The organism is Priestia sp. J2 (assembly GCF_020790095.1).
GTDB lineage: Bacteria > Bacillota > Bacilli > Bacillales > Bacillaceae_H > Priestia > Priestia zanthoxyli.
Genome location: NZ_CP086208.1, coordinates 3,933,874 through 3,955,842, shown reverse-complemented (window position 1 = coordinate 3,955,842; position 21,969 = coordinate 3,933,874). Strand labels below are relative to the sequence as shown.

Annotated in this window: 18 protein-coding genes; all 18 read left to right on the top strand. The window is 39.5% G+C overall.

The window, feature by feature from the left end:
• The first annotated feature begins 78 nt into the window (after positions 1-78).
• Positions 79-2,205 (top strand): polyribonucleotide nucleotidyltransferase, encoded by a 2,127-nt coding sequence (gene pnp, locus LJY09_RS20470; protein ID WP_014458473.1) that lies wholly within the window; start codon positions 79-81, stop codon positions 2,203-2,205.
• A gap of 142 nt (positions 2,206-2,347) precedes the next feature.
• The gene (locus tag LJY09_RS20465; protein WP_028411395.1) at positions 2,348-3,328 is read left to right on the top strand and encodes a polysaccharide deacetylase family protein; all 981 of its coding nucleotides are present in this window, start codon (positions 2,348-2,350) and stop codon (positions 3,326-3,328) included.
• Positions 3,329-3,356: 28 nt separating this feature from the next.
• The gene (locus tag LJY09_RS20460) at positions 3,357-4,601 is read left to right on the top strand and encodes a M16 family metallopeptidase (RefSeq protein ID WP_028411394.1); all 1,245 of its coding nucleotides are present in this window, start codon (positions 3,357-3,359) and stop codon (positions 4,599-4,601) included.
• A gap of 98 nt (positions 4,602-4,699) precedes the next feature.
• A complete protein-coding gene (locus tag LJY09_RS20455) occupies positions 4,700-4,966 on the top strand; it encodes a YlmC/YmxH family sporulation protein (protein WP_013058827.1) in 267 nt (88 codons plus the stop codon).
• A gap of 188 nt (positions 4,967-5,154) precedes the next feature.
• Entirely contained in the window at positions 5,155-6,054 is a 900-nt protein-coding gene (gene dpaA, locus LJY09_RS20450; RefSeq protein ID WP_013058826.1) for a dipicolinic acid synthetase subunit A, read from the top strand.
• Positions 6,054-6,659, top strand: a complete 606-nt coding sequence (locus LJY09_RS20445; RefSeq protein ID WP_013058825.1) for a dipicolinate synthase subunit B — start codon at positions 6,054-6,056, stop codon at positions 6,657-6,659. The genes dpaA and LJY09_RS20445 overlap by 1 nt, the downstream gene beginning before the upstream one ends.
• A gap of 191 nt (positions 6,660-6,850) precedes the next feature.
• Entirely contained in the window at positions 6,851-7,894 is a 1,044-nt protein-coding gene (asd, locus tag LJY09_RS20440; RefSeq protein WP_013058824.1) for an aspartate-semialdehyde dehydrogenase, read from the top strand.
• Between the two features lie 39 nt (positions 7,895-7,933).
• Positions 7,934-9,166 (top strand): aspartate kinase, encoded by a 1,233-nt coding sequence (dapG, locus tag LJY09_RS20435; RefSeq protein ID WP_028411393.1) that lies wholly within the window; start codon positions 7,934-7,936, stop codon positions 9,164-9,166.
• A gap of 75 nt (positions 9,167-9,241) precedes the next feature.
• Positions 9,242-10,114, top strand: a complete 873-nt coding sequence (gene dapA, locus LJY09_RS20430; RefSeq protein WP_013058822.1) for a 4-hydroxy-tetrahydrodipicolinate synthase — start codon at positions 9,242-9,244, stop codon at positions 10,112-10,114.
• 194 nt (positions 10,115-10,308) lie between these two features.
• Positions 10,309-11,976 (top strand): ribonuclease J, encoded by a 1,668-nt coding sequence (locus LJY09_RS20425; protein WP_028411392.1) that lies wholly within the window; start codon positions 10,309-10,311, stop codon positions 11,974-11,976.
• A gap of 105 nt (positions 11,977-12,081) precedes the next feature.
• The gene (locus LJY09_RS20420) at positions 12,082-12,834 is read left to right on the top strand and encodes a ClpP family protease (protein WP_013058820.1); all 753 of its coding nucleotides are present in this window, start codon (positions 12,082-12,084) and stop codon (positions 12,832-12,834) included.
• Positions 12,831-13,040 (top strand): YlzJ-like family protein, encoded by a 210-nt coding sequence (locus LJY09_RS20415; RefSeq protein WP_028411391.1) that lies wholly within the window; start codon positions 12,831-12,833, stop codon positions 13,038-13,040. The genes LJY09_RS20420 and LJY09_RS20415 overlap by 4 nt, the downstream gene beginning before the upstream one ends.
• Before the next feature lie 138 nt (positions 13,041-13,178).
• Entirely contained in the window at positions 13,179-15,536 is a 2,358-nt protein-coding gene (locus tag LJY09_RS20410; protein WP_099331250.1) for an FtsK/SpoIIIE family DNA translocase, read from the top strand.
• A 640-nt stretch (positions 15,537-16,176) separates the two neighbouring features.
• Complete coding sequence (locus LJY09_RS20400; RefSeq protein ID WP_028411389.1) at positions 16,177-16,902, top strand: GntR family transcriptional regulator; 726 nt, start codon at positions 16,177-16,179, stop codon at positions 16,900-16,902.
• 133 nt (positions 16,903-17,035) lie between these two features.
• Positions 17,036-18,124: a BMP family lipoprotein gene (locus tag LJY09_RS20395; protein WP_028411388.1), complete on the top strand. Its 1,089-nt coding sequence runs from the start codon at positions 17,036-17,038 to the stop codon at positions 18,122-18,124.
• A 119-nt stretch (positions 18,125-18,243) separates the two neighbouring features.
• A complete protein-coding gene (locus tag LJY09_RS20390) occupies positions 18,244-19,773 on the top strand; it encodes an ABC transporter ATP-binding protein (RefSeq protein WP_028411387.1) in 1,530 nt (509 codons plus the stop codon).
• Positions 19,770-20,831 carry an ABC transporter permease gene (locus LJY09_RS20385; RefSeq protein WP_099331248.1) on the top strand — a complete coding sequence of 354 codons (1,062 nt, stop codon included), beginning with the start codon at positions 19,770-19,772 and terminating at the stop codon, positions 20,829-20,831. The genes LJY09_RS20390 and LJY09_RS20385 overlap by 4 nt, the downstream gene beginning before the upstream one ends.
• Positions 20,828-21,787, top strand: a complete 960-nt coding sequence (locus tag LJY09_RS20380) for an ABC transporter permease (protein WP_154973156.1) — start codon at positions 20,828-20,830, stop codon at positions 21,785-21,787. Before LJY09_RS20385 ends, LJY09_RS20380 begins: the two co-directional genes overlap by 4 nt.
• The last annotated feature ends 182 nt before the right edge of the window (positions 21,788-21,969 follow it).

Here is a 21,969-nt window from a genome sequence, read left to right as displayed (position 1 = left end):
TTGGATATTTCGTTTATAATAAAACTATCACATTTGATTACATACATATTTTATATGTAGAGAGGGGTACTCGTCGATATGGAACAAGAAAAACGAGTGTTCTCTGTAGATCTAGCTGGACGAAAGCTAGAAGTTGAAGTTGGCCAGTTGGCAAAACAAGCAAATGGCGCAGCATTAATCCGCTATGGAGACACAGTTGTATTAAGTACAGCAACGGCTTCAAAAGAGCCTAAAAATGTAGATTTCTTCCCGTTAACAGTAAACTATGAAGAGCGTTTATATGCAGTCGGTAAAATCCCAGGTGGATTCATTAAGCGTGAAGGCAGACCAAGTGAAAAAGCAATCTTGGCTAGCCGTTTAATCGACCGTCCGATTCGTCCTTTATTCGCAGATGGTTTCCGAAACGAAGTTCAAGTTGTCAGCGTTGTAATGAGCGTAGACCAAAACTGTTCTTCAGAAATCGCAGCAATGTTTGGTTCTTCATTAGCATTATCAGTATCTGATATTCCATTTGAAGGTCCTATTGCAGGCGTAATCGTAGGCCGTGTAGACAATGAATTTGTTGTAAACCCAACGGTAGATGAGCTTGAAAAAAGCGATATTCATCTGACGGTTGCTGGTACAAAAGACGCGATCAACATGGTTGAAGCAGGCGCTGATGAAGTGCCGGAAGAAGTAATGTTAGAAGCAATTATGTTTGGACACGAGCAAATTAAAAAATTAATTGCGTTCCAAGAAGAAATTGTAGCAGCAGTAGGCAAAGAAAAAGTTGAAGTTGAGCTTTATACTGTTGATGCTGACCTTGAGCGTCAAGTTCGCGAAATTGCAGAAGGTGACATGAATCGTGCTGTTCAAGTTCAAGAAAAGCATGCGCGCGAAAATGCGATTAAAGAAGTGAAAAGCGCTGTAGCTGCAAAATTTGAAGAGCAAGATGTAGAAGAAGAAGTACTAAATCAAGTGAATGAAATTTTGTCGAAGCTTGTTAAAAGTGAAGTGCGTCGCTTGATCACAGAAGAAAAAGTACGTCCTGATGGCCGTAGTATTGACGAAATTCGTCCACTTTCTTCTGAAACAAACTTGCTTCCACGTACACACGGATCTGGATTATTTACGCGTGGACAAACTCAAGCGCTTAGCATCTGTACATTAGGTGCACTTGGCGATGTGCAAATTTTAGATGGTTTAAGTGTAGAAGAATCTAAACGCTTCATGCATCACTATAACTTCCCTTCATTTAGTGTTGGTGAAACTAGACCGATGCGCGGACCGGGTCGTCGTGAAATTGGACATGGTGCGCTAGGTGAACGTGCACTTGAACCGGTTATTCCAAATGAAAAAGATTTCCCTTATACAATTCGTCTTGTATCTGAAGTATTAGAGTCAAACGGTTCTACTTCACAAGCAAGTATTTGTGCAAGCACGCTTGCAATGATGGATGCTGGGGTTCCAATTAAAGCACCTGTAGCAGGGATTGCAATGGGTCTGATCAAATCAGGTGAACACTACTCGATTCTAACGGACATTCAAGGAATGGAAGATCACCTAGGAGACATGGACTTTAAAGTAGCAGGTACCGAAAATGGCGTAACTGCGCTTCAAATGGATATTAAAATTGACGGGTTATCTCGTGAAATTTTAGACGAAGCCCTTCAACAAGCGAAAAAAGGCCGTATGCAAATCTTAAATCATATGATGTCAACGATTGCTACGCCTCGTCAAGAGCTTTCTCAATATGCGCCTAAGATCCTTACAATGGCGATTAACCCTGATAAAATTCGTGATGTTATTGGACCAAGCGGCAAGCAAATCAATAAAATCATCGAAGAAACAGGCGTTAAAATTGATATCGAACAAGATGGTACAATCTTCATTTCTTCTATTGATCAGCCGATGAATGAAAAAGCGAAGAAAATCATTGAAGATCTTGTACGCGAAGTTGAAGTCGGCCAAATGTACTTAGGAAAAGTAAAACGAATTGAAAAATTCGGTGCATTTGTAGAAATCTTCAGCGGAAAAGATGGGCTTGTTCATATTTCAGAGCTTGCAGAAGAGCGTATTGGAAAAGTAGAAGACGTTGTAGCGATTGGTGACGAGCTTTTAGTTAAAGTCATGGAAATTGATAAACAAGGTCGCGTTAACTTATCTCGTAAAGCAATTTTAAAAGAACAAAAAGAAAAAGAAGAAAAAGCAAAAGAAACAAAATAATCTTCTTTTACTACTATATAGATATTGTGAAATCGTCCATACATGAAGAAAATCCATGTGTAGGGCGATTTTATCGTTTGTAGATGTTTGTTCTACCTTGTCCTCTTTATACATATTTTAAATGGTAAAGGGGGAAGGATAAGTGAAGAGAACCATTGTGCAATTTACAGCATTTCTATTTTTACTGGCAATTACATATAAATCTATTTATAATCCTTTTGCTGAAGCATATATAGAAGCACTTAAATCCGATGTACAACTTGTATCAGCTCAGCATAATGCGTTATATCAAAAGATTGAAGAAAAAGCAAAAGATTATGAAAAGCCAGCGGCGAATGCACGAATCGATCCTGTTTGGAAACGGGTTCCTGGCTATAACGGCATAAAAGTTGATCTTGCTGCTTCTTATAAAAATATGAAACCTGCGGGTAAATTTGATGAAAAAAAATTAGTGTACAAACAGGTTAGACCAAAGGTTCACTTGAAGGATTTACCACAGGAACCTATCTACCGTGGACACGATGAAAAGCCTATGGTATCGTTTACAGTGAACGTAGCATGGGGGAACGAGTATTTGCCTAAAATGTTAGAAGTGCTGAAAAAGCACCATGCTAAAGCAACCTTCTTTTTAGAAGGAAAATGGGTTAAAAATAATCCAGATATGGCAAAAATGATTGTAGACGCAGGGCATGAAGTGGGAAACCACTCTTATTCTCATCCTGATATGGCCACTTTATCGGCTAGTCAAATCAATCAGCAGCTTAAAAAAACGAATGATATTATTACATCTACTACGGGACAAAAAGTAAAATGGTTTGCTCCGCCAAGCGGCAGTTTTCGCCCCGAAGTAGTAACGCTTGCTTCTCAGTTAAAAATGAGTACAATCATGTGGACAGTTGATACAATCGATTGGCAAAAGCCAAGTTCAGAAGTGTTAATTAATCGAGTAATGAAAAAGATTCATCCAGGGGCTATTGTACTGATGCACCCGACTGAATCAACGGCTGAATCGCTTGACCAATTGTTAACCGATATTGAACGCAAAGGCCTGAAAGTTAGCGATGTGTCAACAATGCTAGATGAAGAAAGAATGATGAAAATACCTTCTTCTACTAAGAAGTAAGTGAGATAAGCAAAAGGGAGGCACTAGCTTGATAAAACGATATACGTGCAAAAATGGTGTAAGAATTGTATTGGAAAATATCCCAACTGTTCGATCTGTGGCCATTGGGGTATGGATCGGAACGGGTTCTCGAAGTGAACACCCTGAAATTAATGGTGTATCACATTTTCTTGAACATATGTTTTTTAAAGGAACAAAAACAAGATCTGCTCGTGAAATTGCAGAAAGCTTCGACCGCATTGGGGGACAAGTAAATGCATTCACTTCTAAAGAATACACGTGCTACTATGCAAAAGTATTAGACGAACACGCAGATCAAGCGCTAGATGTGCTGGCGGATATGTTCTTTAATTCTTCATTTGATGAAGAGGAATTAGCTCGTGAAAAAAATGTTGTATATGAAGAAATTAAAATGTATGAAGATACACCTGATGATATTGTACACGATCTATTAGGAAAAGCCGTATATGGCAATCATCCATTAGGCTATCCAATTTTAGGGACGGAAGATACGTTAAAAACATTTAACGGTGATTCGCTTCGTCAGTATATGGAGCAAATGTATATTCCTGAAAACATCGTTATTTCAGTAGCTGGAAACATTGATGAGAGTTTTATTCAACAGGTGGAAAACTATTTTGGTACATATACGTCAAGTCATTCCGCTCATCAATATGTTCAGCCAGAGTTCCATACAAATCATATTGCGCGCAAAAAAGAGACAGAACAAGCTCATCTTTGCCTTGGCTTTAAAGGTTTGCCAATCGGCGGAGAAGATGTATATAGCTTAATTGTATTAAACAACGTGCTTGGTGGAAGTATGAGCAGTCGTTTGTTCCAAGAAGTCCGTGAACAGCGCGGCTTGGCTTACTCTGTTTTCTCTTATCATTCTTCTTATCGAGACAGCGGTCTTGTAACGATTTATGGGGGAACTGGAAGCCATCAGCTCGACGTATTATATGATACGGTTCAAGAAACGCTTTATGATTTGAAAGACAAAGGTATTACGGATAAAGAACTTGCTAACAGCAAAGAGCAGCTGAAAGGAAACTTAATGCTGAGTCTTGAAAGTACAAATAGCCGTATGAGCAGAAACGGAAAAAATGAGTTAATGCTGGGCTATCACCGTTCATTAGATGAGATTTTAGACCTTGTTAATGCCGTGACTAAAGATAGTGTAAATGGTCTTGCACGAGATATTTTCAAAGACGAATTTGCGCTTTCATTAATAAGCCCGAGTGGAGATTTACCTAAGGGTTTTAAAGGAAATTAAACCATAAAAGTAAGGTTGGCTAAAATAATTGAGCCAGCCTTATTTTTATGTCATTTTTTGTATGGTTGTTCAATAAATTAGATGAAAGGAGGGATTTCATGAGATTAAGTGAGCTGAGTGGAAAAGAAATTGTAGATGTTAAGCGAGCAGAGCGTTTGGGTATTTTAGGGCAAACAGATCTTGAAATTAATGAACATACGGGACAAATTAATGCGCTTATTATTCCATCTGTGAAGTGGTTTGGATTTCGAAAACAAGGAGATGAAGTGCGAGTGCCGTGGGGGAATATCGAAAAAATTGGTACGGATATGGTGATTGTAAATGTTCATCAGCTAGAAGACATAAATAATGAGTCAACAAAATAACAAACGAGATGCTTCCTGCATCTCGTTTCTTTTATTTTCAGGGATAAAGATTCACCGATTCCTGTGTGTTTACATAGTATGTTGAAGAAAAGCAATAGGCATTCTAGGGCGTAATGATAGCACTTTACATCTCGATGGTTTAAGCGAAGGATACATCTATTTAATGTTAAAGAAGGTGAAAATGAAACATGTTAACGGATTTGCACATAGCTGTAATTGGCGGTGATGCTAGGCAGCTTGAAGTCATTCGAAAATTAATTCAATTAGATGCAAAAACCTCTCTTATTGGTTTTGATCAGCTAGATCATGGTTTTACAGGTGCGACGAAATATCAGATAGAGGAGCTGGATTTTTCAGATGTTGACGCCATCATCCTTCCAGTGCCTGGAACAAATCACGAAGGGCAAGTAGATACTATTTTTTCAAATGAAAAAGTAGTATTGACTGAAGAAATACTTAAAAAAACGCCTGAGCACTGCATTATTTATTCTGGTATTAGCAATGGGTATTTAAACGAATTAGTCAAAACGACAAACCGTAAACTCGTTCAGCTATTTGAGCGTGATGATGTAGCAATTTATAACTCTATTCCTACTGTTGAAGGTACCATCATGCTTGTTATTCAACATACGGATTTTACCATTCACGGTTCAAATATTTCTGTCCTAGGTTTAGGAAGAGTAGGGATGAGCGTGGCGAGGTCCTTTGCTGCACTTGGTGCCAATGTAAAAGTAGGAGCTAGAAAATCTGAACATTTAGCACGTATTGCTGAAATGGGTTTACAGCCTTTCTATCTTTCTGAACTCGATAAAGAAATTGCTGATAGTGATATATGTATTAACACCATTCCATACCCCATCTTAACGGCTAAGACATTATCTAATGTCCCGACCCACGCGCTCATTATTGATTTAGCTTCAAAGCCTGGAGGAACCGATTTCCGCTATGCAGAAAAACGAGGAATTAAAGCTATTTTAGCACCTGGTCTTCCAGGGATTGTGGCTCCAAAAACAGCAGGTCAGATTGTCGCTAATGTATTAGTGAATTTATTAAAAGACGCTGCGGATGCGAGAGAGGAGAAAAAATAATGTCATTAAAAGGTAAAAGAATAGGATTCGGCTTGACCGGATCTCACTGTACGTATGATGCGGTTATGCCAGAAATTGAAAAGCTTGTTAATTTGGGAGCAGAAGTGTTACCGGTTGTTTCTTACACTGTACAATCCACAAATACTCGTTTTGGAGATGGAGAAGACTGGGTGAAGAAAATTGAGGAATTAACAGGTCACGCCGTCATCAATACAATTGTAAAAGCAGAGCCTCTAGGACCAAAGATTCCGCTTGATTGTATGGTAGTTGCCCCAATCACTGGGAATACGATGAGTAAGTTTGCGAATGCAATGACTGAATCTCCGGTACTCATGGCAGCTAAAGCAACGCTTCGTAATAATAAGCCAGTGGTACTGGGAATTTCGACTAATGACGCACTAGGGCTAAATGGTGTAAACTTAATGAGGCTAATGGCGACTAAAAATATTTATTTTATTCCATTTGGTCAAGATGACCCGGTGCTTAAACCAAATTCAATGGTAGCGCGTATGACGATGTTATCAGACACGGTGTACGCAGCGCTTGAAGATAAACAGATTCAGCCTGTTATTGTCGAAAGGTTCCGCGACGGTCAAGAGTCATAGGACATATATGCCTCTTGCTGTTGTATGAATCTGTTCAATACTGCGGCTGTAAGAGAACTCTCAATCTCAAAGAAGAGAAGATTTTAAAAATCTTCTCTTCTTTGACGCAATGAAGCATAATAATATGTTAAAATAGTCAGTATATGCAGATAAATGTTGAGTAGTTGAAAATTGTTGGAGGCGGTATTAAAATGACAAGAGAATTACATGTAGCAGTAGTAGGAGCAACAGGTGCAGTAGGACAACAAATGATTAAAACCCTACAGGAGCGTAATTTTCCAGTTGGTAAATTAACGTTATTATCTTCAGCTCGTTCAGCTGGTAAAAAAGTGTTGTTTAACGGAGAAGAAGTTGTTGTGCAAGAAGCAACTCCTGATAGCTTTGAAGGCGTGGACATTGCTTTATTCAGTGCAGGCGGCAGCATTTCAAAAGCACTTGCACCAGAGGCAGTAAAACGCGGAGCAATCGTTGTAGACAACACAAGCGCTTATCGAATGGATGAAAATGTCCCGTTAGTTGTGCCGGAAGTGAATGAAGATGCATTACACGCACATAACGGAATCATTGCTAATCCAAACTGCTCTACAATTCAAATGGTAGCAGCATTACAGCCATTACGCGAAACATACGGCTTATCTAAAGTGCTAGTATCAACGTATCAAGCCGTTTCTGGAGCAGGTGCTGCTGCAATTAATGAATTAAAAGAACAAGCTAAAGCTATTTTAGAAGAAAAAGAGTTTACACCGGAAATTTTACCGGTTGGTGGAGATAAAAAACATTATCAAATTGCTTTTAATGCCATTCCGCAAATTGATAAATTTCAAGATAACGGTTTTACATTTGAAGAAATGAAAATGATTAATGAAACGAAAAAAATTATGAGCATGCCTGAATTGCCAGTAGCTGCTACTTGTGTTCGTCTACCGGTTGTAACAGGTCATTCAGAGTCAGTTTACATTGAAATTGAAAAAGACGGTGTAACGGTAGCTGATGTGAAAAATTTATTGGCTGATGCACCTGGTATCGTATTGCAAGATGATCCAGAAAATCAAGTATATCCAATGCCAGCAGACTGTGTAGGTAAACGAGATGTGTTTGTCGGCCGTATTCGTAAAGATTTAGATCGCGATAACGGTTTCCATATGTGGATCGTTTCTGATAACTTGTTAAAAGGTGCAGCTTGGAATTCTGTACAAATTGCAGAATCACTTATTAAGCTTAGCTTAGTAAAATAAGCGCAACCAGAGTGTCTCGGAACATGATGAGGTGTAAGTATGAAAATAATCGTCCAAAAATTTGGAGGAACTTCCGTTCGTAACGAAGAAGGAAGAGCAAGAGCAATCTATCATTTAAATAATGCATTAAGTGAGGGTTACAAAGTAGTCGTTGTTGTATCGGCAATGGGACGAAAAGGTGAACCGTATGCAACGGATACATTGCTTTCACTTGTTGATGGAAATAAAGCGTCTCTTAACAAACGTGAGCTTGATATGCTTATGGCATGCGGAGAATTAATTTCATCGGTTGTGTTTACAAATTTATTAAACGAAAATGGGATTAAAGCTACAGCATTAAACGGTGCACAGGCAGGGTTTGTGACGAATGATGATTTCACCAATGCCAAGATACTAGAAATGAAATGCGACCGTTTGTTAAAAGAATTAGAAGAATATGATGTCGTTGTCGTAACAGGCTTTCAAGGGGCAACTGCTGAAGGTGATACAACAACGCTTGGACGCGGAGGTAGCGATACATCTGCTTCAGCGTTAGGTGCAGCCCTTATGGCTGATTACATTGACATTTTCACGGATGTAGAAGGTGTGATGACAGCGGACCCGCGTATTGTAGAAGATGCAAGACCGCTATCCGTTGTCACATATAACGAAATATGCAACATGGCTTATCAAGGTGCAAAAGTAGTTCACCCACGTGCTGTAGAGATTGCCATGCAAGCAAAAGTACCGATGCGCGTCCGTTCCACGTATGCTGATTCAGAAGGTACGCTCGTTACATCTCAAGGTGAAGCACAGCAGCGTGGAAGCGATGTGCAAGAACGCCTTGTAACAGGCATCGCCCACGTATCCAACGTGACTCAAATTAAAGTTTTTAGTAAAGAAGGCCATTATGATACGCAAGCAGAAGTATTCAAAGCAATGGCACAAGAAAAAATCAGCGTAGATTTTATCAATATTTCACCGAAGGGTGTTGTATATACGGTAACAGATGAAGCAACTGACAAAGCAATTGATGTGCTTCATGCGCTAGGGTATGAGCCGGCTGTTATTCGCAACTGTGCCAAAGTATCAACGGTTGGAGCAGGAATTGCAGGAGTGCCTGGTGTTACATCTAAAATTGTTACAGCTCTTTCTAGCGAAGGTATTCAGATTTTACAATCTGCTGACAGCCATACGACGATTTGGGTGCTTGTAAAAGAAGAGGATTTAAAGAAAGCCGTTAATGCTCTTCATGGTGCCTTTGACTTGTCAAAAGCACCGCAAAAGAGATAAACTACATGTTCCGTTAGCTATAAGCTAACGGTTCATTATATGAATAGGGATAATGCAATTTCAAGGAGTGAAAACATGATTGATTTTGGGAAAGTCGCAACAGCGATGGTAACGCCTTTTGATCATAAAGGAAATATTGATTTTGAAAAAACAACGCAGCTTATTAACTATTTAATCAGCAACGGTTCAGATGCGTTGGTTATTGCAGGAACAACGGGTGAATCTCCTACGCTTTCAACAGAAGAAAAGCTGGCGCTGTTCCGCCACTCAGTAAAGGTAGTAGATGGCCGTGTACCTGTTGTTGCAGGTACAGGAAGCAATAATACGTATGCATCAATTGAATTAACGAAAAAGGCAGAAGAAATCGGCGTAGATGCGATTATGATTGTAGCACCTTATTATAACAAGCCGAATCAGGAAGGCTTATATCAGCACTTTAAAACAATTGCTGAAAGTACAGAGCTGCCTGTCATGTTATACAATATTCCGGGGCGATCCGTGATCAATATGTCTGTGGATACAATTGTACGCCTAGCTGAACTGCCAAATGTTGTAGCGTTAAAAGATGCAAGCGGCGACCTTGACGCAATGACAGCTATTATCGCACAAACAAGCGATGATTTTGCTTTATACAGCGGTGATGATGGCTTAACACTGCCGGTATTAGCAATTGGAGGAACTGGGATTATTTCTGTTGCCTCTCACGTTATTGGAAATGAAATGCAAGAGATGGTTAAGTTGTATGAGTCAGGAAATCCGAAAGAAGCAGCAAAAATTCATCAGCGTATTGTACCTGTGATGAAATCTCTTTTTGCGGCTCCAAGTCCAACGCCTGTTAAAACAGCTTTACAGCTAAAAGGGTTAGACGTAGGATCGGTACGATTACCTTTAGTTCCGTTAACGGAAGAAGAACGCCAAACGTTAGTCAGCACATTAAATACGCTATAAGCTATAAGTATGTTTTTTAAACGTCTCTTCATTGACCGTATATACGAGTTGATGAAGAGACGTTTTTTTCTTATAAGATAATAGAAGAGCAGATGACGGAAATAGACGAATGAAATTTCTTGTATTCCAATTCTTACTTCAGTTATAATGTAAGCAAATGAAATTGTACGGGTGAAAGTAAGTAGGAGGAACTTATGGTACTAGAAAAGACAGAAAATATTAAAATTTCAGCCTTGGGTGGAGTCGGAGAACTTGGAAAAAACATGTATGTGGTGGAAATCAATGAAAACATATATGTGTTAGATGCAGGGTCAAAGTTTCCGGGAGGGGAAATGTTAGGAATTGATATTGTCATTCCTGACATTACATATTTAGTAGAAAATCAGCAGAACGTAAAAGGCATTTTTGTTACTCATGGACACGAAGAGCAAATTGGGGCTATTCCCTTTATACTTCAAAAATTGGACGTGCCGGTATATGGTACAGAATTAACGCTAGCACTTATCAAAGAAAAGTTAAAAGAGTATGGAATTAAAAAATATGAAGCTTTACATCCTATCACTTCGTCAACGGTTTTATCGTTTGAAGGAGTGGATATTTCATTTTTTAGAACGCAGCACAGTATACAAGATTCAGTCGGCATTTGTTTACAAACCAATCAAGGTGCGATTGTATATACAGGTGATTTTAAATTTGATCAAAACTCAGTCAGCATTCAAAGCGCTGATATTGGAAAAATGGCTGCCATTGGGGAAAAAGGCGTCCTGTGTTTGCTTTCAGACAGTACAAATGCGGATAAGCCAGGCTATACAGTTTCCGAGGCCGTCATCGGACAAAATATTACCGACGCTTTTTATAAAAGCAAAGGTCGAATCATTGTTGCTGCATACAGTTCCAATCTGCACCGTATTCAGCAAATTATTCATGCCGCATATCAGCATGGCCGTAACCTGATCATTATGGAAAAGAGTATGCTGAAAATCATTGATATTGCAGCAAAACTTGGACATTTGCAGCTGCCTGAGGATTTAATTGTTCCTGTGCAAAAGCTAAAGGATCTTTCAGAACATGAAACGGTTATTTTAACAACAGGTCATCACGGAGAGCCGATTTCAGGTCTTACTCGAATGGCTAAACAGTCCCATAAATTTATTCAAATCAAACAAGATGACACGGTGCTGCTGGCTGCTACACCCGTGGCGGGGCACGAAACGACCTTTTCAAAAACAATTGACGTCATCTTTCGTTTAGGAGCAAGCGTAGTGTTTGCTCAGAAGAAAGTGCAGGCTTCCGGACACGGCAGTCAAGAAGAATTAAAATTTATGATTAACTTAACAAAGCCGAAATATGTCATGCCTGTGAATGGAGAGTACCGAAAACAAAAAGCTTATGCAAAGCTAGCCGGTCAATTAGGAATATCAGAAGATCATATTTGTTTGCTTGAAAAAGGTGAGCGAGTTGAGTTTAAAGATGCTCGCATGTACCCTAGCGGTTCTATTCAAGCGGGAAATACGCTCATTGATGGACTAGGCGTCGGCGATATTGGGAATATCGTTCTGAGGGATCGCAGGCTGCTGTCACAGGACGGAATCTTAACGGTAGTAGTTACGATTAATAAACGTCAAAAAACAGTAGTAGCGGGGCCAGAAATCATCTCCCGCGGATTCGTCTATGTAAGAGAATCAGAAAAGCTTTTAGAAGAAGCAACGAAGATTGTTCAGCAAATTTTAGAAAAGTGTATGGAAGACAAAGTGATCGAGTGGTCTTCATTAAAATTAAAAATGAGAGAAAGTTTAAATCAATTTTTATATGAAAAAACCCGTCGTAAACCGATGATTTTACCGATTATCATGGAAATCTAATGTGAAGCCTTCCCGCTGGGAAGGCTTTTTATTTGCAGCTGATGCGGATGTAATAACTATGAGAAGTTCATACTACTATTATCAATAAGTGAAAGGAGCTAGAATATGTTTGAAAATAACGAAAGATTACATTCTGATGAAGCGCCTCAGCAGCCTAATAAAAATGAAGAAAGCAAGGGCGGAATATTAGATAAAATTCAACAATTGGGACAGACCAACGTGGCTCAGCTTCCTCAGGATTCTAATATTCACTGTTTAACGATTGTAGGACAAATCGAAGGGCACATGCAGCTGCCTCCTCAAAATAAAACGACAAAATATGAGCATGTCATCCCGCAAATTGTGGCGATTGAACAAAATCCAAAAATTGAAGGATTGCTTATTATTTTGAATACAGTAGGTGGAGATGTAGAAGCAGGTCTTGCCATTGCGGAAATGATCGCTTCGTTATCCAAGCCTTCTGTGTCCATTGTGCTAGGAGGCGGACATTCAATCGGTGTTCCAATTGCGGTTTCAACTGATTATTCGTATATTGCCGGTACAGCGACCATGACCATTCATCCCATTCGCTTAACGGGTCTTGTTATTGGTGTACCGCAAACATTCGAATACTTAGATAAAATGCAAGAGCGCGTGATTAACTTTGTGAGAGAACACTCTCATATTTCAGAAGAAAAGTTTAAAGAACTTATGTTTTCAAAAGGGAACTTAACGCGTGATATCGGGACAAATGTAGTTGGCGGAGATGCTGTTTCATACGGGTTAATTAACGAAGTAGGCGGAGTTGCTCAAGCAATCAAAAAATTGAATGAACTGATTGAGCAAGGACGTCAGAATGAGGAGCAGCTGCTGCAATGATTTTATATACAATGATGCCACAAGAACTGATTTTTCAGCAGTCTTATCATCAAGAACAATCTCAGCCAAAGCTTATTAATCATAATGGAATCCCGGTTATCGTTGAAGAAAATGAACAAAAACAACAGCAAATTGTGAGGGTTTTAAGCACGAATCCTCAAGATTATTTGAATGAAAATTATTATCCTGGTCAAATTTTGTCGTAAGGATTTCAGTATAATTATGGTGAATATGGTATAATGAATATGACGAAGAAGGCAGCCGCTGTATTGGCTGCTTTTTTATTCAACTGATAAAAGAAACAAAATCAACATAGGGTGTTGGACGTTGATTGGAGTGGAAAAATGGCAAAGAAAAAACGAAGAGGTCAAATAAAAAAGGATGAATGGAAACGCATATTGCGCTTTGAGCTTATTGGATTATTTTTATTAGCGTTAACGTTAATTGCCATGGCAGGACTCGGTGCTGTAGGACAGGCTCTTGTACTCGTGGTCCGCTTATTTATTGGCGAATGGTATATGCTGTGTTTAATCGGAATGGTTATTCTATCTGTTTATATTATTTGGAAAAGAGAAATGCCTCCTTTAGTGACGCGGCAGCTTATCGGTACATACCTCATTATTTTATCTATTTTACTGTTTAGTCACGTGACGTTATTTGAAAATTTATCGAAAAACGGAACGTTTACAGATCCATCTGTCATTATGAATACGTGGGATTTGTATATGCTCGAAGCAACGGGACAATCGAATCACAGTGATTTAGGGGGAGGGATGATAGGAGCTATTATGTTTGCCATGTTCTACTATCTGTTTGATAGCTTAGGAACAGAACTTATCGCTGCCTTGCTTATTGTGATTGGGGTACTGCTCATTACCGGACGTTCGCTTCACGAAACGGTATTAAAACTTCTGTCACCTCTAGTTAATTTTTTAACAATGGAGTTAAAAGAAGGCTGGCAAGATATTCAGACGTGGAAACATAAGAAGAAAAAAGCCCCTAAAACAACAAAAAAGAGACGCCAAGAAAAAGCTGTTCAAGAACCTGAAGAAAGCGTGGAAATAGAAGTGGAAGCACCTTCGCCTCCAATTATTGAACACTTTGATTATGGAGAGGAAGAGTCTAGTCAATCTCCTGCTGCTCCTATAGCTCCGGTGCCTCCGGTTATGGAATCGAAGCCTGTAGCTGCTGCACCTCAACAGCCAAGGCCGCAAAAGGAACAGGAAGAAGAAAAAGCTCCTATGATTACCTTTACTGAAACGGAAAATAAAGAGTATGAGCTTCCTCCTATCAAGCTATTGACGATGCCAAAGAAAAGTAACCAGGCAAAAGAGCATAAAAACATTTATAAAAATGCCGAAAAGCTTGAAAAAACGTTTCAAAGTTTCGGCGTAAAAGCAAAAGTGGCAAAAGTTCACCTTGGACCAGCTGTTACAAAATATGAAGTATATCCTGATGTAGGAGTAAAAGTAAGTAAGATTGTTAATTTAAGTGATGATTTAGCACTTGCATTAGCTGCCAAAGATATTCGGATTGAAGCTCCAATTCCCGGGAAATCAGCGGTAGGAATTGAAGTGCCGAACGAAGAAGTAGCGATGGTTTCACTTAGAGAAGTACTTGAAGCGACTGAAAATAACCGACCTGATAAAAAGCTATTAGTTGGTTTAGGAAGAGATATTTCAGGCGAAGCTGTGCTAGCAGAGCTTAATAAAATGCCTCATATGCTTGTAGCAGGGGCAACAGGAAGCGGAAAAAGTGTGTGTATCAACGGTATTATTATTAGTATTTTAATGAGAACAAAGCCTCATGAAGTAAAATTAATGATGATTGACCCTAAAATGGTTGAGTTGAATATGTACAATGGTATTCCGCATTTATTGGCTCCTGTCGTAACAGATCCGAAAAAAGCTTCTCAAGCATTAAAGAAAGTTGTAAGTGAGATGGAGCGACGTTATGAGTTGTTCTCACACAGCGGAACGAGAAACATTGAAGGGTATAACGATTTAGTAAAACGTATGAATGATGATGGAGACGCCGATGCAAAACAGCCGACTCTTCCTTATATTGTGGTGATTGTTGATGAGTTGGCTGACTTGATGATGGTTGCTTCATCTGACGTCGAAGATTCGATCACACGTCTTGCTCAAATGGCTCGTGCTGCCGGCATTCATTTGATTATTGCTACACAGCGACCATCAGTAGATGTTATTACTGGAGTTATTAAAGCAAACATTCCTTCCCGAATCGCTTTTAGTGTATCTTCACAAACTGACTCTCGTACGATCCTAGATATGGGAGGAGCTGAGAAGCTTCTAGGAAGAGGAGATATGCTGTTCATGCCTGTTGGAGCTTCAAAACCTGTGCGTGTGCAAGGTGCCTTTTTATCAGATGAAGAAGTAGAAGAGATTGTTGATTTTGTAATTGCACAGCAAAAAGCACAGTATCAAGAAGAAATGATTCCAACAGATGCCCCTGAACAAGTCGATGATTTTGCAGATGAGCTGTATGACGAAGCGGTTCAGCTTGTGGCAGAAATGCAAACAGCTTCTGTTTCTATGCTGCAGCGACGCTTTCGAATTGGCTATAACCGGGCTGCACGCTTAATCGATGCGATGGAAGATCGTGGAGTGGTTGGGCCTTACGAAGGAAGTAAGCCGCGTTCGGTGTTGATTTCTCAGCAAAATGAAGATGTTGGATCTTAATAAGGTTATTAGAAAAGATGGAGCTGGGACAAAAGTATTTTAGCCTAAGTGAAAAACGAATCACTAATCAACATGTCTGATTAGCGGTTCGTTTTTTTTGTTAGGGTGAATATAGGTTTCATCCGTTTCGTTCCTTCTAGCAGTTGACTGAAAGACAAGGTGAAGACTCCTGCGGGAAAAGCGTAAGCGACGAGGAGGCCCATCGCCCGCCCGTGGAAACCGAAGTCTTGCACGGAAATCAACTGCGGTGTCGCAAGCGTTTCAGCTCATGTATCTTATTTGTTTGTCTTTAGATTGGATTCATTTAGTTATGTCTCAACCTCATTTTTTTATGGAAGAAGAGACGGTAAGAATAGTATTATACAAAAATATGTCATGCTAAATAAATAAAATAAAAACGAATATTAAAAAATTTAATGACTAAAATGTTTGGGTTTTATCTAATATTAGAAGAAAAGTAGGTTGTTAGGTATGCTGACATTAAAAAATAACAAAAATTCATTTTTTTAAAAAAATATTAAAAATTTTAACAAAAAATTAATATAACCTATTTATTTATCTGTCGAAAAATGATATATTATTTTCGATTAAGTAGTCGAACATCAGAGGTCTGATGACTTTTTAATATGGAGGAAGAGTGATGTCTATACGTGCGGATAATCGGCACTTGTATTTACAAGTGATTGATAAAATTAAACAAAATATAGAAAAAGGAATTTTTAAAGAAAAGGAAAGACTCCCTTCAGAGTTTGATTTATCAAAGCAGCTAGGGGTTAGCCGCGCAACGCTACGTGAGGCACTTCGCATATTAGAAGAAGAGAATATTATTGTTCGCAGACACGGCGTGGGAACATTTGTCAACACGAAGCCTACTTTTTTGTCAGGGATTGAGCAATTAAATAGTATAACACATATGATTGAACAAGCTGGTATGAAGGCCGGAACAATCTTCTTATCTTCTCAAATACAAGAGTTGTCTGAAAATGATTTAACACGTTTTGCTTGCGGGGAAGACGAACAGATTTTATTTGTTGAACGGGTGAGAACGGCAAACGGAGAGCCTGTTGTATATTGCATGGACAAGGTTCCTCAAAAAATATTGCCTGAAAATTTCGAATATAAACAGGAATCTTTGTTAGAAATTCTTGAAAAACAAGCAGGAAAGCACATTTCATACGCCGTGGCAAATATTGAGCCTCTAGGCTATCATGAAAAAGTTTCTCCTATTTTACAATGCGAGCCAGAAACCGCTTTGCTTGTGCTGAAACAAATGCATTATGACCAGTATGATGAACCCATTTTATATTCCATCAATTATTTTAAAGCAGATCAATTTAGTTTCCAAGTACTGCGTAAACGCGTCTAGTTTTTTTATGGTTAAATGTCAGAAAATTTACAACTATTTAATATTGTCCTTTTAAGGAGGTGTCAAATGTAGGTCACAGGGACGAAATAGAAAATTGGCTTTATACTTTTAAAACTATTCAGGGGGTTAAAACATGTTAAAACGTAAAACGGGACTTGCATTATCACTAGTATTAGCGGCAGGAACACTTTTAAGCGCGTGTGGCTCAAACGACGCAGATAAGAGCAGCGGAGATAAAAAAGCAGCGGATTTTAAAGTGGGAATGGTAACAGATACGGGCGGGGTAGATGATAAATCGTTTAACCAATCTGCTTGGGAAGGTCTAACAAAGTTTGGGAAAGACAACGGACTTGATGAAGGGACTGGATACAAATATTTGCAGTCTACAAAAGCATCTGAATACGAGAGCAACCTTTCTAAATTTGCTGAGAGTGGCTACAACTTGACGTATGGAATTGGCTTTTTGTTAAAAGAAGACATTAAAAAAGCAGCAAAGCAGTATCCAGATGCTAACTTTGCATTAGTAGACGATACGTTAAAGTCAGAAAACTTAGATAACGTGGCGAGCATTCTATTTAAAGAAGAGCAGGGCTCTTTCTTAGTAGGTGTAGTGGCAGCGAAACAAACGAAAACGAACAAAATCGGCTTTATCGGAGGCGTTGAATCTCCATTAATCAAGAAGTTTGAAAACGGATTTAAAGCAGGTGTTAAATCTGTAAACCCAGACGCTGAAGTTATTTCTCAATACGCGGAAAGTTTTAACTCTCCAGAAAAAGGCTCAGCTATCGCTTCTACCATTTACAGCAAAGGCGCTGATATTATTTATCAAGCGGCTGGTGGTACTGGAAACGGCGTATTTACAGAAGCTAAAAACCGTTCAAAAGGCGGTAAAGACAAAAAGGTTTGGGTAATTGGAGTTGACCGCGATCAGCATGAAGAAGGTATGCCTGAAAACGTAACGTTAACTTCGATGGTAAAACGCGTTGACCTTGCTGTAGAAGATGTTGCAAAACAAGCAATGGACGACAAATTCCCAGGCGGTAAAGAGGTTGTGTTTGGCTTAAAAGAAGACGGAGTGGGAATTGCTCCATCACAAGATAATGTAAGCAAAGATGCGTTAAAAGCAGTTGATGAGTATAAGCAAAAAATTCTAGACGGTGACATTACAGTGCCTCAAACGGATAAAGAATTTAAAGAGTTTGAAAAAACGCTTAAAAAATAAGCTGATATCTGTTAAGCAATGATTATATGAGTTTAAAAGGCTAGTGAAAACTAGCCTTTTTCATAGCCAAAAAACGGAAGACAGAATCCTGTAGCAGGCAGGAATAGGGAGTGAAAGTAGTGGAATATGTTATTGAAATGCTAGATATTCGCAAAGAGTTTCCCGGTATTGTCGCTAATGACAATATTACACTCCAAGTGAAAAAGGGAGAAATTCATGCTTTGTTAGGAGAAAATGGTGCAGGTAAGTCAACGCTGATGAACGTTTTATTTGGGCTTTATCAGCCTGAAAAAGGGCAGATTCGTGTAAACGGCCAAGAAGTCAAAATCACGGACCCTAACGTAGCGAATGACTTAGGAATTGGAATGGTTCATCAGCATTTTATGCTTGTTCAAAACTTTACAGTCACAGAAAATATTATTCTTGGGAACGAACCGACGCGAACGGGGAAAATCAATATTAAAAAAGCAGCTCAAGATATTCAAGAGCTTTCAAATCAATATGGATTATCGGTAGATCCATATGCGAAGATTCAAGATATCTCAGTTGGCATGCAGCAGCGAGTGGAAATTTTAAAGACGCTTTACAGAGGAGCCGACATTCTTATTTTTGATGAACCTACTGCCGCCTTAACACCTCAGGAAATTACGGAATTAATTCAAATTATGAAAAAATTAATTCAAGAAGGAAAGTCGATTATTTTAATTACGCATAAATTAAAAGAAATTATGTCAGTGTGTGACCGCTGTACAATTATTCGAAAAGGTGTCGGGGTTGGTACGGTAAATGTGCAAGAGACCAACCCTGATGAACTTGCTGCTTTAATGGTAGGAAGAGAAGTACATTTTAAAACTGAAAAGAAAACAGCGACTCCAAAAGAAGCTGTGTTAACAATAAAAGAATTAGTAGTAGAAGACAGCCGAGGAGTAGAGGCTGTAAGTTCACTTGATCTAAGCGTTCGAGCAGGCGAAATTGTAGGCATCGCGGGTGTGGATGGAAATGGCCAAACAGAGCTGATTGAGGCAATTACGGGTCTAAGAAAAATAAAGTCGGGCTCGGTCACGTTAAAAAATCAAGAGTTGTCTACGTTATCCACGCGTAAAATTACGGAGTCAGGAGTAGGACATATTCCGCAGGATCGCCATAAGCACGGGCTTGTATTAGATTATACAATTGGTGAAAATATCGGTCTTCAAACGTATTATCAAAAGCCGATGTCTAAATCAGGTATTTTGAATTATAAAGAGCTGTATAAAAAAGCAAAAGAGTTAATTGCAGAATATGATGTGCGAACCCCTAGTGAATATACGCAAGCGCGATCGCTATCGGGCGGAAATCAGCAAAAAGCCATTATTGCCCGTGAAGTAGACCGCAGTCCGGAACTATTAATTGCAGCTCAGCCAACGAGGGGGCTGGATGTAGGAGCCATTGAATTTATTCATAAAAAGCTGATTGAAGAACGAGATAAAGGACGGGCAGTGCTGCTCGTTTCGCTAGAACTAGATGAAGTAATGAATCTAAGCGATCGCATTGCGGTTATTTATGAAGGGAAAATAGTTGACATTGTAGATCCAAAAGAAACGAATGAACAAGAGTTAGGTCTATTAATGGCAGGCGGTACGCGTGAGAAAGCGGGTGGAACAGCATGAATAAACTTGTGAAAAATGAACGTGTAATGATGATTTTGATCCCTATTGTATCGGCCATATTAGGACTCATTGCCGGAGCGGTTATTATGTTACTAGGCGGCTATGATCCAATGCTTGGCTATCAATCTCTTTTTGACGGGATGTTTGGAACGCCAAAAGCCATTGGAGAAACGATTCGTGCCATGACTCCTCTTGCTCTGGCCGGTATTGCGGTTGCGTTTGCTTATAAAACCGGTCTCTTTAACATTGGAGTAGAAGGACAGCTTTTAGTTGGCTGGTTGGCTTCAGTATGGGTTGGGTATGCGTTTGATTTACCAGCAGTCATTCATATTCCTTTAGCTGTATTAGCAGCAGCTGCAGCTGGAGCAGTTTGGGCGTTTATTCCAGGATTTTTAAAAGCAAAATTTCATGTTCATGAAGTAATTGTTTCCATCATGATGAACTATATTGCCCTTTACACCACGAGCAGCTTAATCCGTACGTATTTATACGCGGGTAATGAAAAATCGTATGATATTAAAGAATCGGCATCTTTAGCATCAAGCTTTTTAGCACAGTTAACCAATAACTCCCGCCTTCATTACGGCATTCTTATTACCATCGCTGCAGCCGTCGTAATGTGGTTTATTTTGAATAAAACAGCTAAGGGCTTCGAGCTAAGAGCCGTTGGTTTTAATCAGCATGCTTCACAGTATGCAGGAATGAATGTAGGCCGAAACATTGTGTTATCCATGGCGATTTCAGGCGCTTTTGCCGGGCTTGCCGGGGCTATGGAAGGGCTTGGAACATTTCAGTATATGGGCACATTCACTGCGTTTACAGGTACGGGGTTTGACGGTATCGCCGTAGCCCTTTTAGGAGTTAACAGCGCAATTGGAATTTTATTAGCATCATTCTTTTTCGGAGGACTGCAAACTGCGGCTCCTCAAATGAACTTTATGACAGGCGTACCGTCTGAATTAATTCAAATTGTCATTGCGCTTATTATCTTTTTTGTTGCATCTAGTTATTTAATTCGCTGGGTGCTTGGCCGTGCAGGCAAGGGGGGAGCAAAATGAACTTCTTAGAGGTGTTAGCCATTATTATTCCAGCGGCGCTTTATTCAGCTGCACCGCTTATCTTTACCGCGCTCGGAGGGATATTTAGTGAACGTTCCGGGGTCGTGAACATCGGATTAGAAGGGCTGATGATGTTTGGCGCGTTCACAGGTATTGTTTCAACCCTTTTACTTCAGGATTCATTAGGTGCTTGGGCCCCGTGGGTGGCAATAGTAATAGCGGCTTTTGTTTGCGCTGTGTTCTCGCTCATTCATGCTGTTGCAAGTATTACATTAAAAGCAGATCAAACGGTAAGTGGTGTAGCGCTGAATTTTTTAGCTGCGGGTCTTTCAATCTTTTTAATTAAAAAGATTTTTGGGAAAGGACAAACAGATTTTATTCAATTCCGTATCGATAAAGTAAGTATTCCAGGTCTATCAGACATTCCAATAATCGGTAAAATTCTGTTTTCGAACGTTCCTATTACGTCTTATATTGCGATTGCGCTAGCTTTTGCTGTATGGTACATCATTTATAAAACGCCGTTTGGTCTCCGTCTTCGTTCAGTTGGTGAACACCCAATGGCAGCAGACACGATGGGGATCAAAGTTGTGAGAATGCGTTACGTTGGCGTTATGATTTCCGGCATGTTCGCTGGAATCGGCGGAGCGGTGTATGCCACGTCTATCGCTACAAACTTTGCAGCGGGAACGATTGCTGGACAAGGGTTCCTTGCTATTGCGGCCATGATTTTCGGGAAGTGGCATCCTATTGGTGCTTTAGGTGCAGCCATGTTTTTCGGATTAGCACAGTCTTTGAGTATCACGGGAGCTCAGATTCCGGTTATTCAAGATATCCCATCCGTCCTTTTAACCATTGCACCGTACGTATTAACAATCTTAGCGCTTACTGGTTTTGTAGGACGTGCTGAGGCTCCTAAAGCGCTGGGCGTTCCTTATGAAAAAGGCCGCCGCTAATAAATCCTCTATACGAGGTCTAACAATGACTAAAGTTGGATAAATATAGAAGGTGGAGACAAAGAAATCATATTCTTTTCTCCGCCTTTTTTTCATTGAGAGAAAGAATATGAAAAGAAATGAGGAAGCGCGCGGCAAGTTACTTGAAAATGTTTCCTTGAATTCGATATAGTGGTTATAAG

Bases quoted from the DNA above. Each gene is read 5' to 3' on its own strand.
- asd (WP_013058824.1), top strand. From the start codon at position 6,851: ATGACAAGAGAATTACATGTAGCAGTAGTAGGAGCAACAGGTGCAGTA.
- dapG (WP_028411393.1), top strand. From the start codon at position 7,934: ATGAAAATAATCGTCCAAAAATTTGGAGGAACTTCCGTTCGTAACGAA.
- LJY09_RS20395 (WP_028411388.1), top strand. From the start codon at position 17,036: ATGTTAAAACGTAAAACGGGACTTGCATTATCACTAGTATTAGCGGCA.
- dapA (WP_013058822.1), top strand. From the start codon at position 9,242: ATGATTGATTTTGGGAAAGTCGCAACAGCGATGGTAACGCCTTTTGAT.
- LJY09_RS20455 (WP_013058827.1), top strand. From the start codon at position 4,700: ATGAGATTAAGTGAGCTGAGTGGAAAAGAAATTGTAGATGTTAAGCGA.
- LJY09_RS20415 (WP_028411391.1), top strand. From the start codon at position 12,831: ATGATTTTATATACAATGATGCCACAAGAACTGATTTTTCAGCAGTCT.
- LJY09_RS20425 (WP_028411392.1), top strand. From the start codon at position 10,309: ATGGTACTAGAAAAGACAGAAAATATTAAAATTTCAGCCTTGGGTGGA.
- LJY09_RS20400 (WP_028411389.1), top strand. From the start codon at position 16,177: ATGTCTATACGTGCGGATAATCGGCACTTGTATTTACAAGTGATTGAT.
- LJY09_RS20385 (WP_099331248.1), top strand. From the start codon at position 19,770: ATGAATAAACTTGTGAAAAATGAACGTGTAATGATGATTTTGATCCCT.
- dpaA (WP_013058826.1), top strand. From the start codon at position 5,155: ATGTTAACGGATTTGCACATAGCTGTAATTGGCGGTGATGCTAGGCAG.
- LJY09_RS20380 (WP_154973156.1), top strand. From the start codon at position 20,828: ATGAACTTCTTAGAGGTGTTAGCCATTATTATTCCAGCGGCGCTTTAT.
- LJY09_RS20410 (WP_099331250.1), top strand. From the start codon at position 13,179: ATGGCAAAGAAAAAACGAAGAGGTCAAATAAAAAAGGATGAATGGAAA.
- pnp (WP_014458473.1), top strand. From the start codon at position 79: ATGGAACAAGAAAAACGAGTGTTCTCTGTAGATCTAGCTGGACGAAAG.
- LJY09_RS20420 (WP_013058820.1), top strand. From the start codon at position 12,082: ATGTTTGAAAATAACGAAAGATTACATTCTGATGAAGCGCCTCAGCAG.
- LJY09_RS20445 (WP_013058825.1), top strand. From the start codon at position 6,054: ATGTCATTAAAAGGTAAAAGAATAGGATTCGGCTTGACCGGATCTCAC.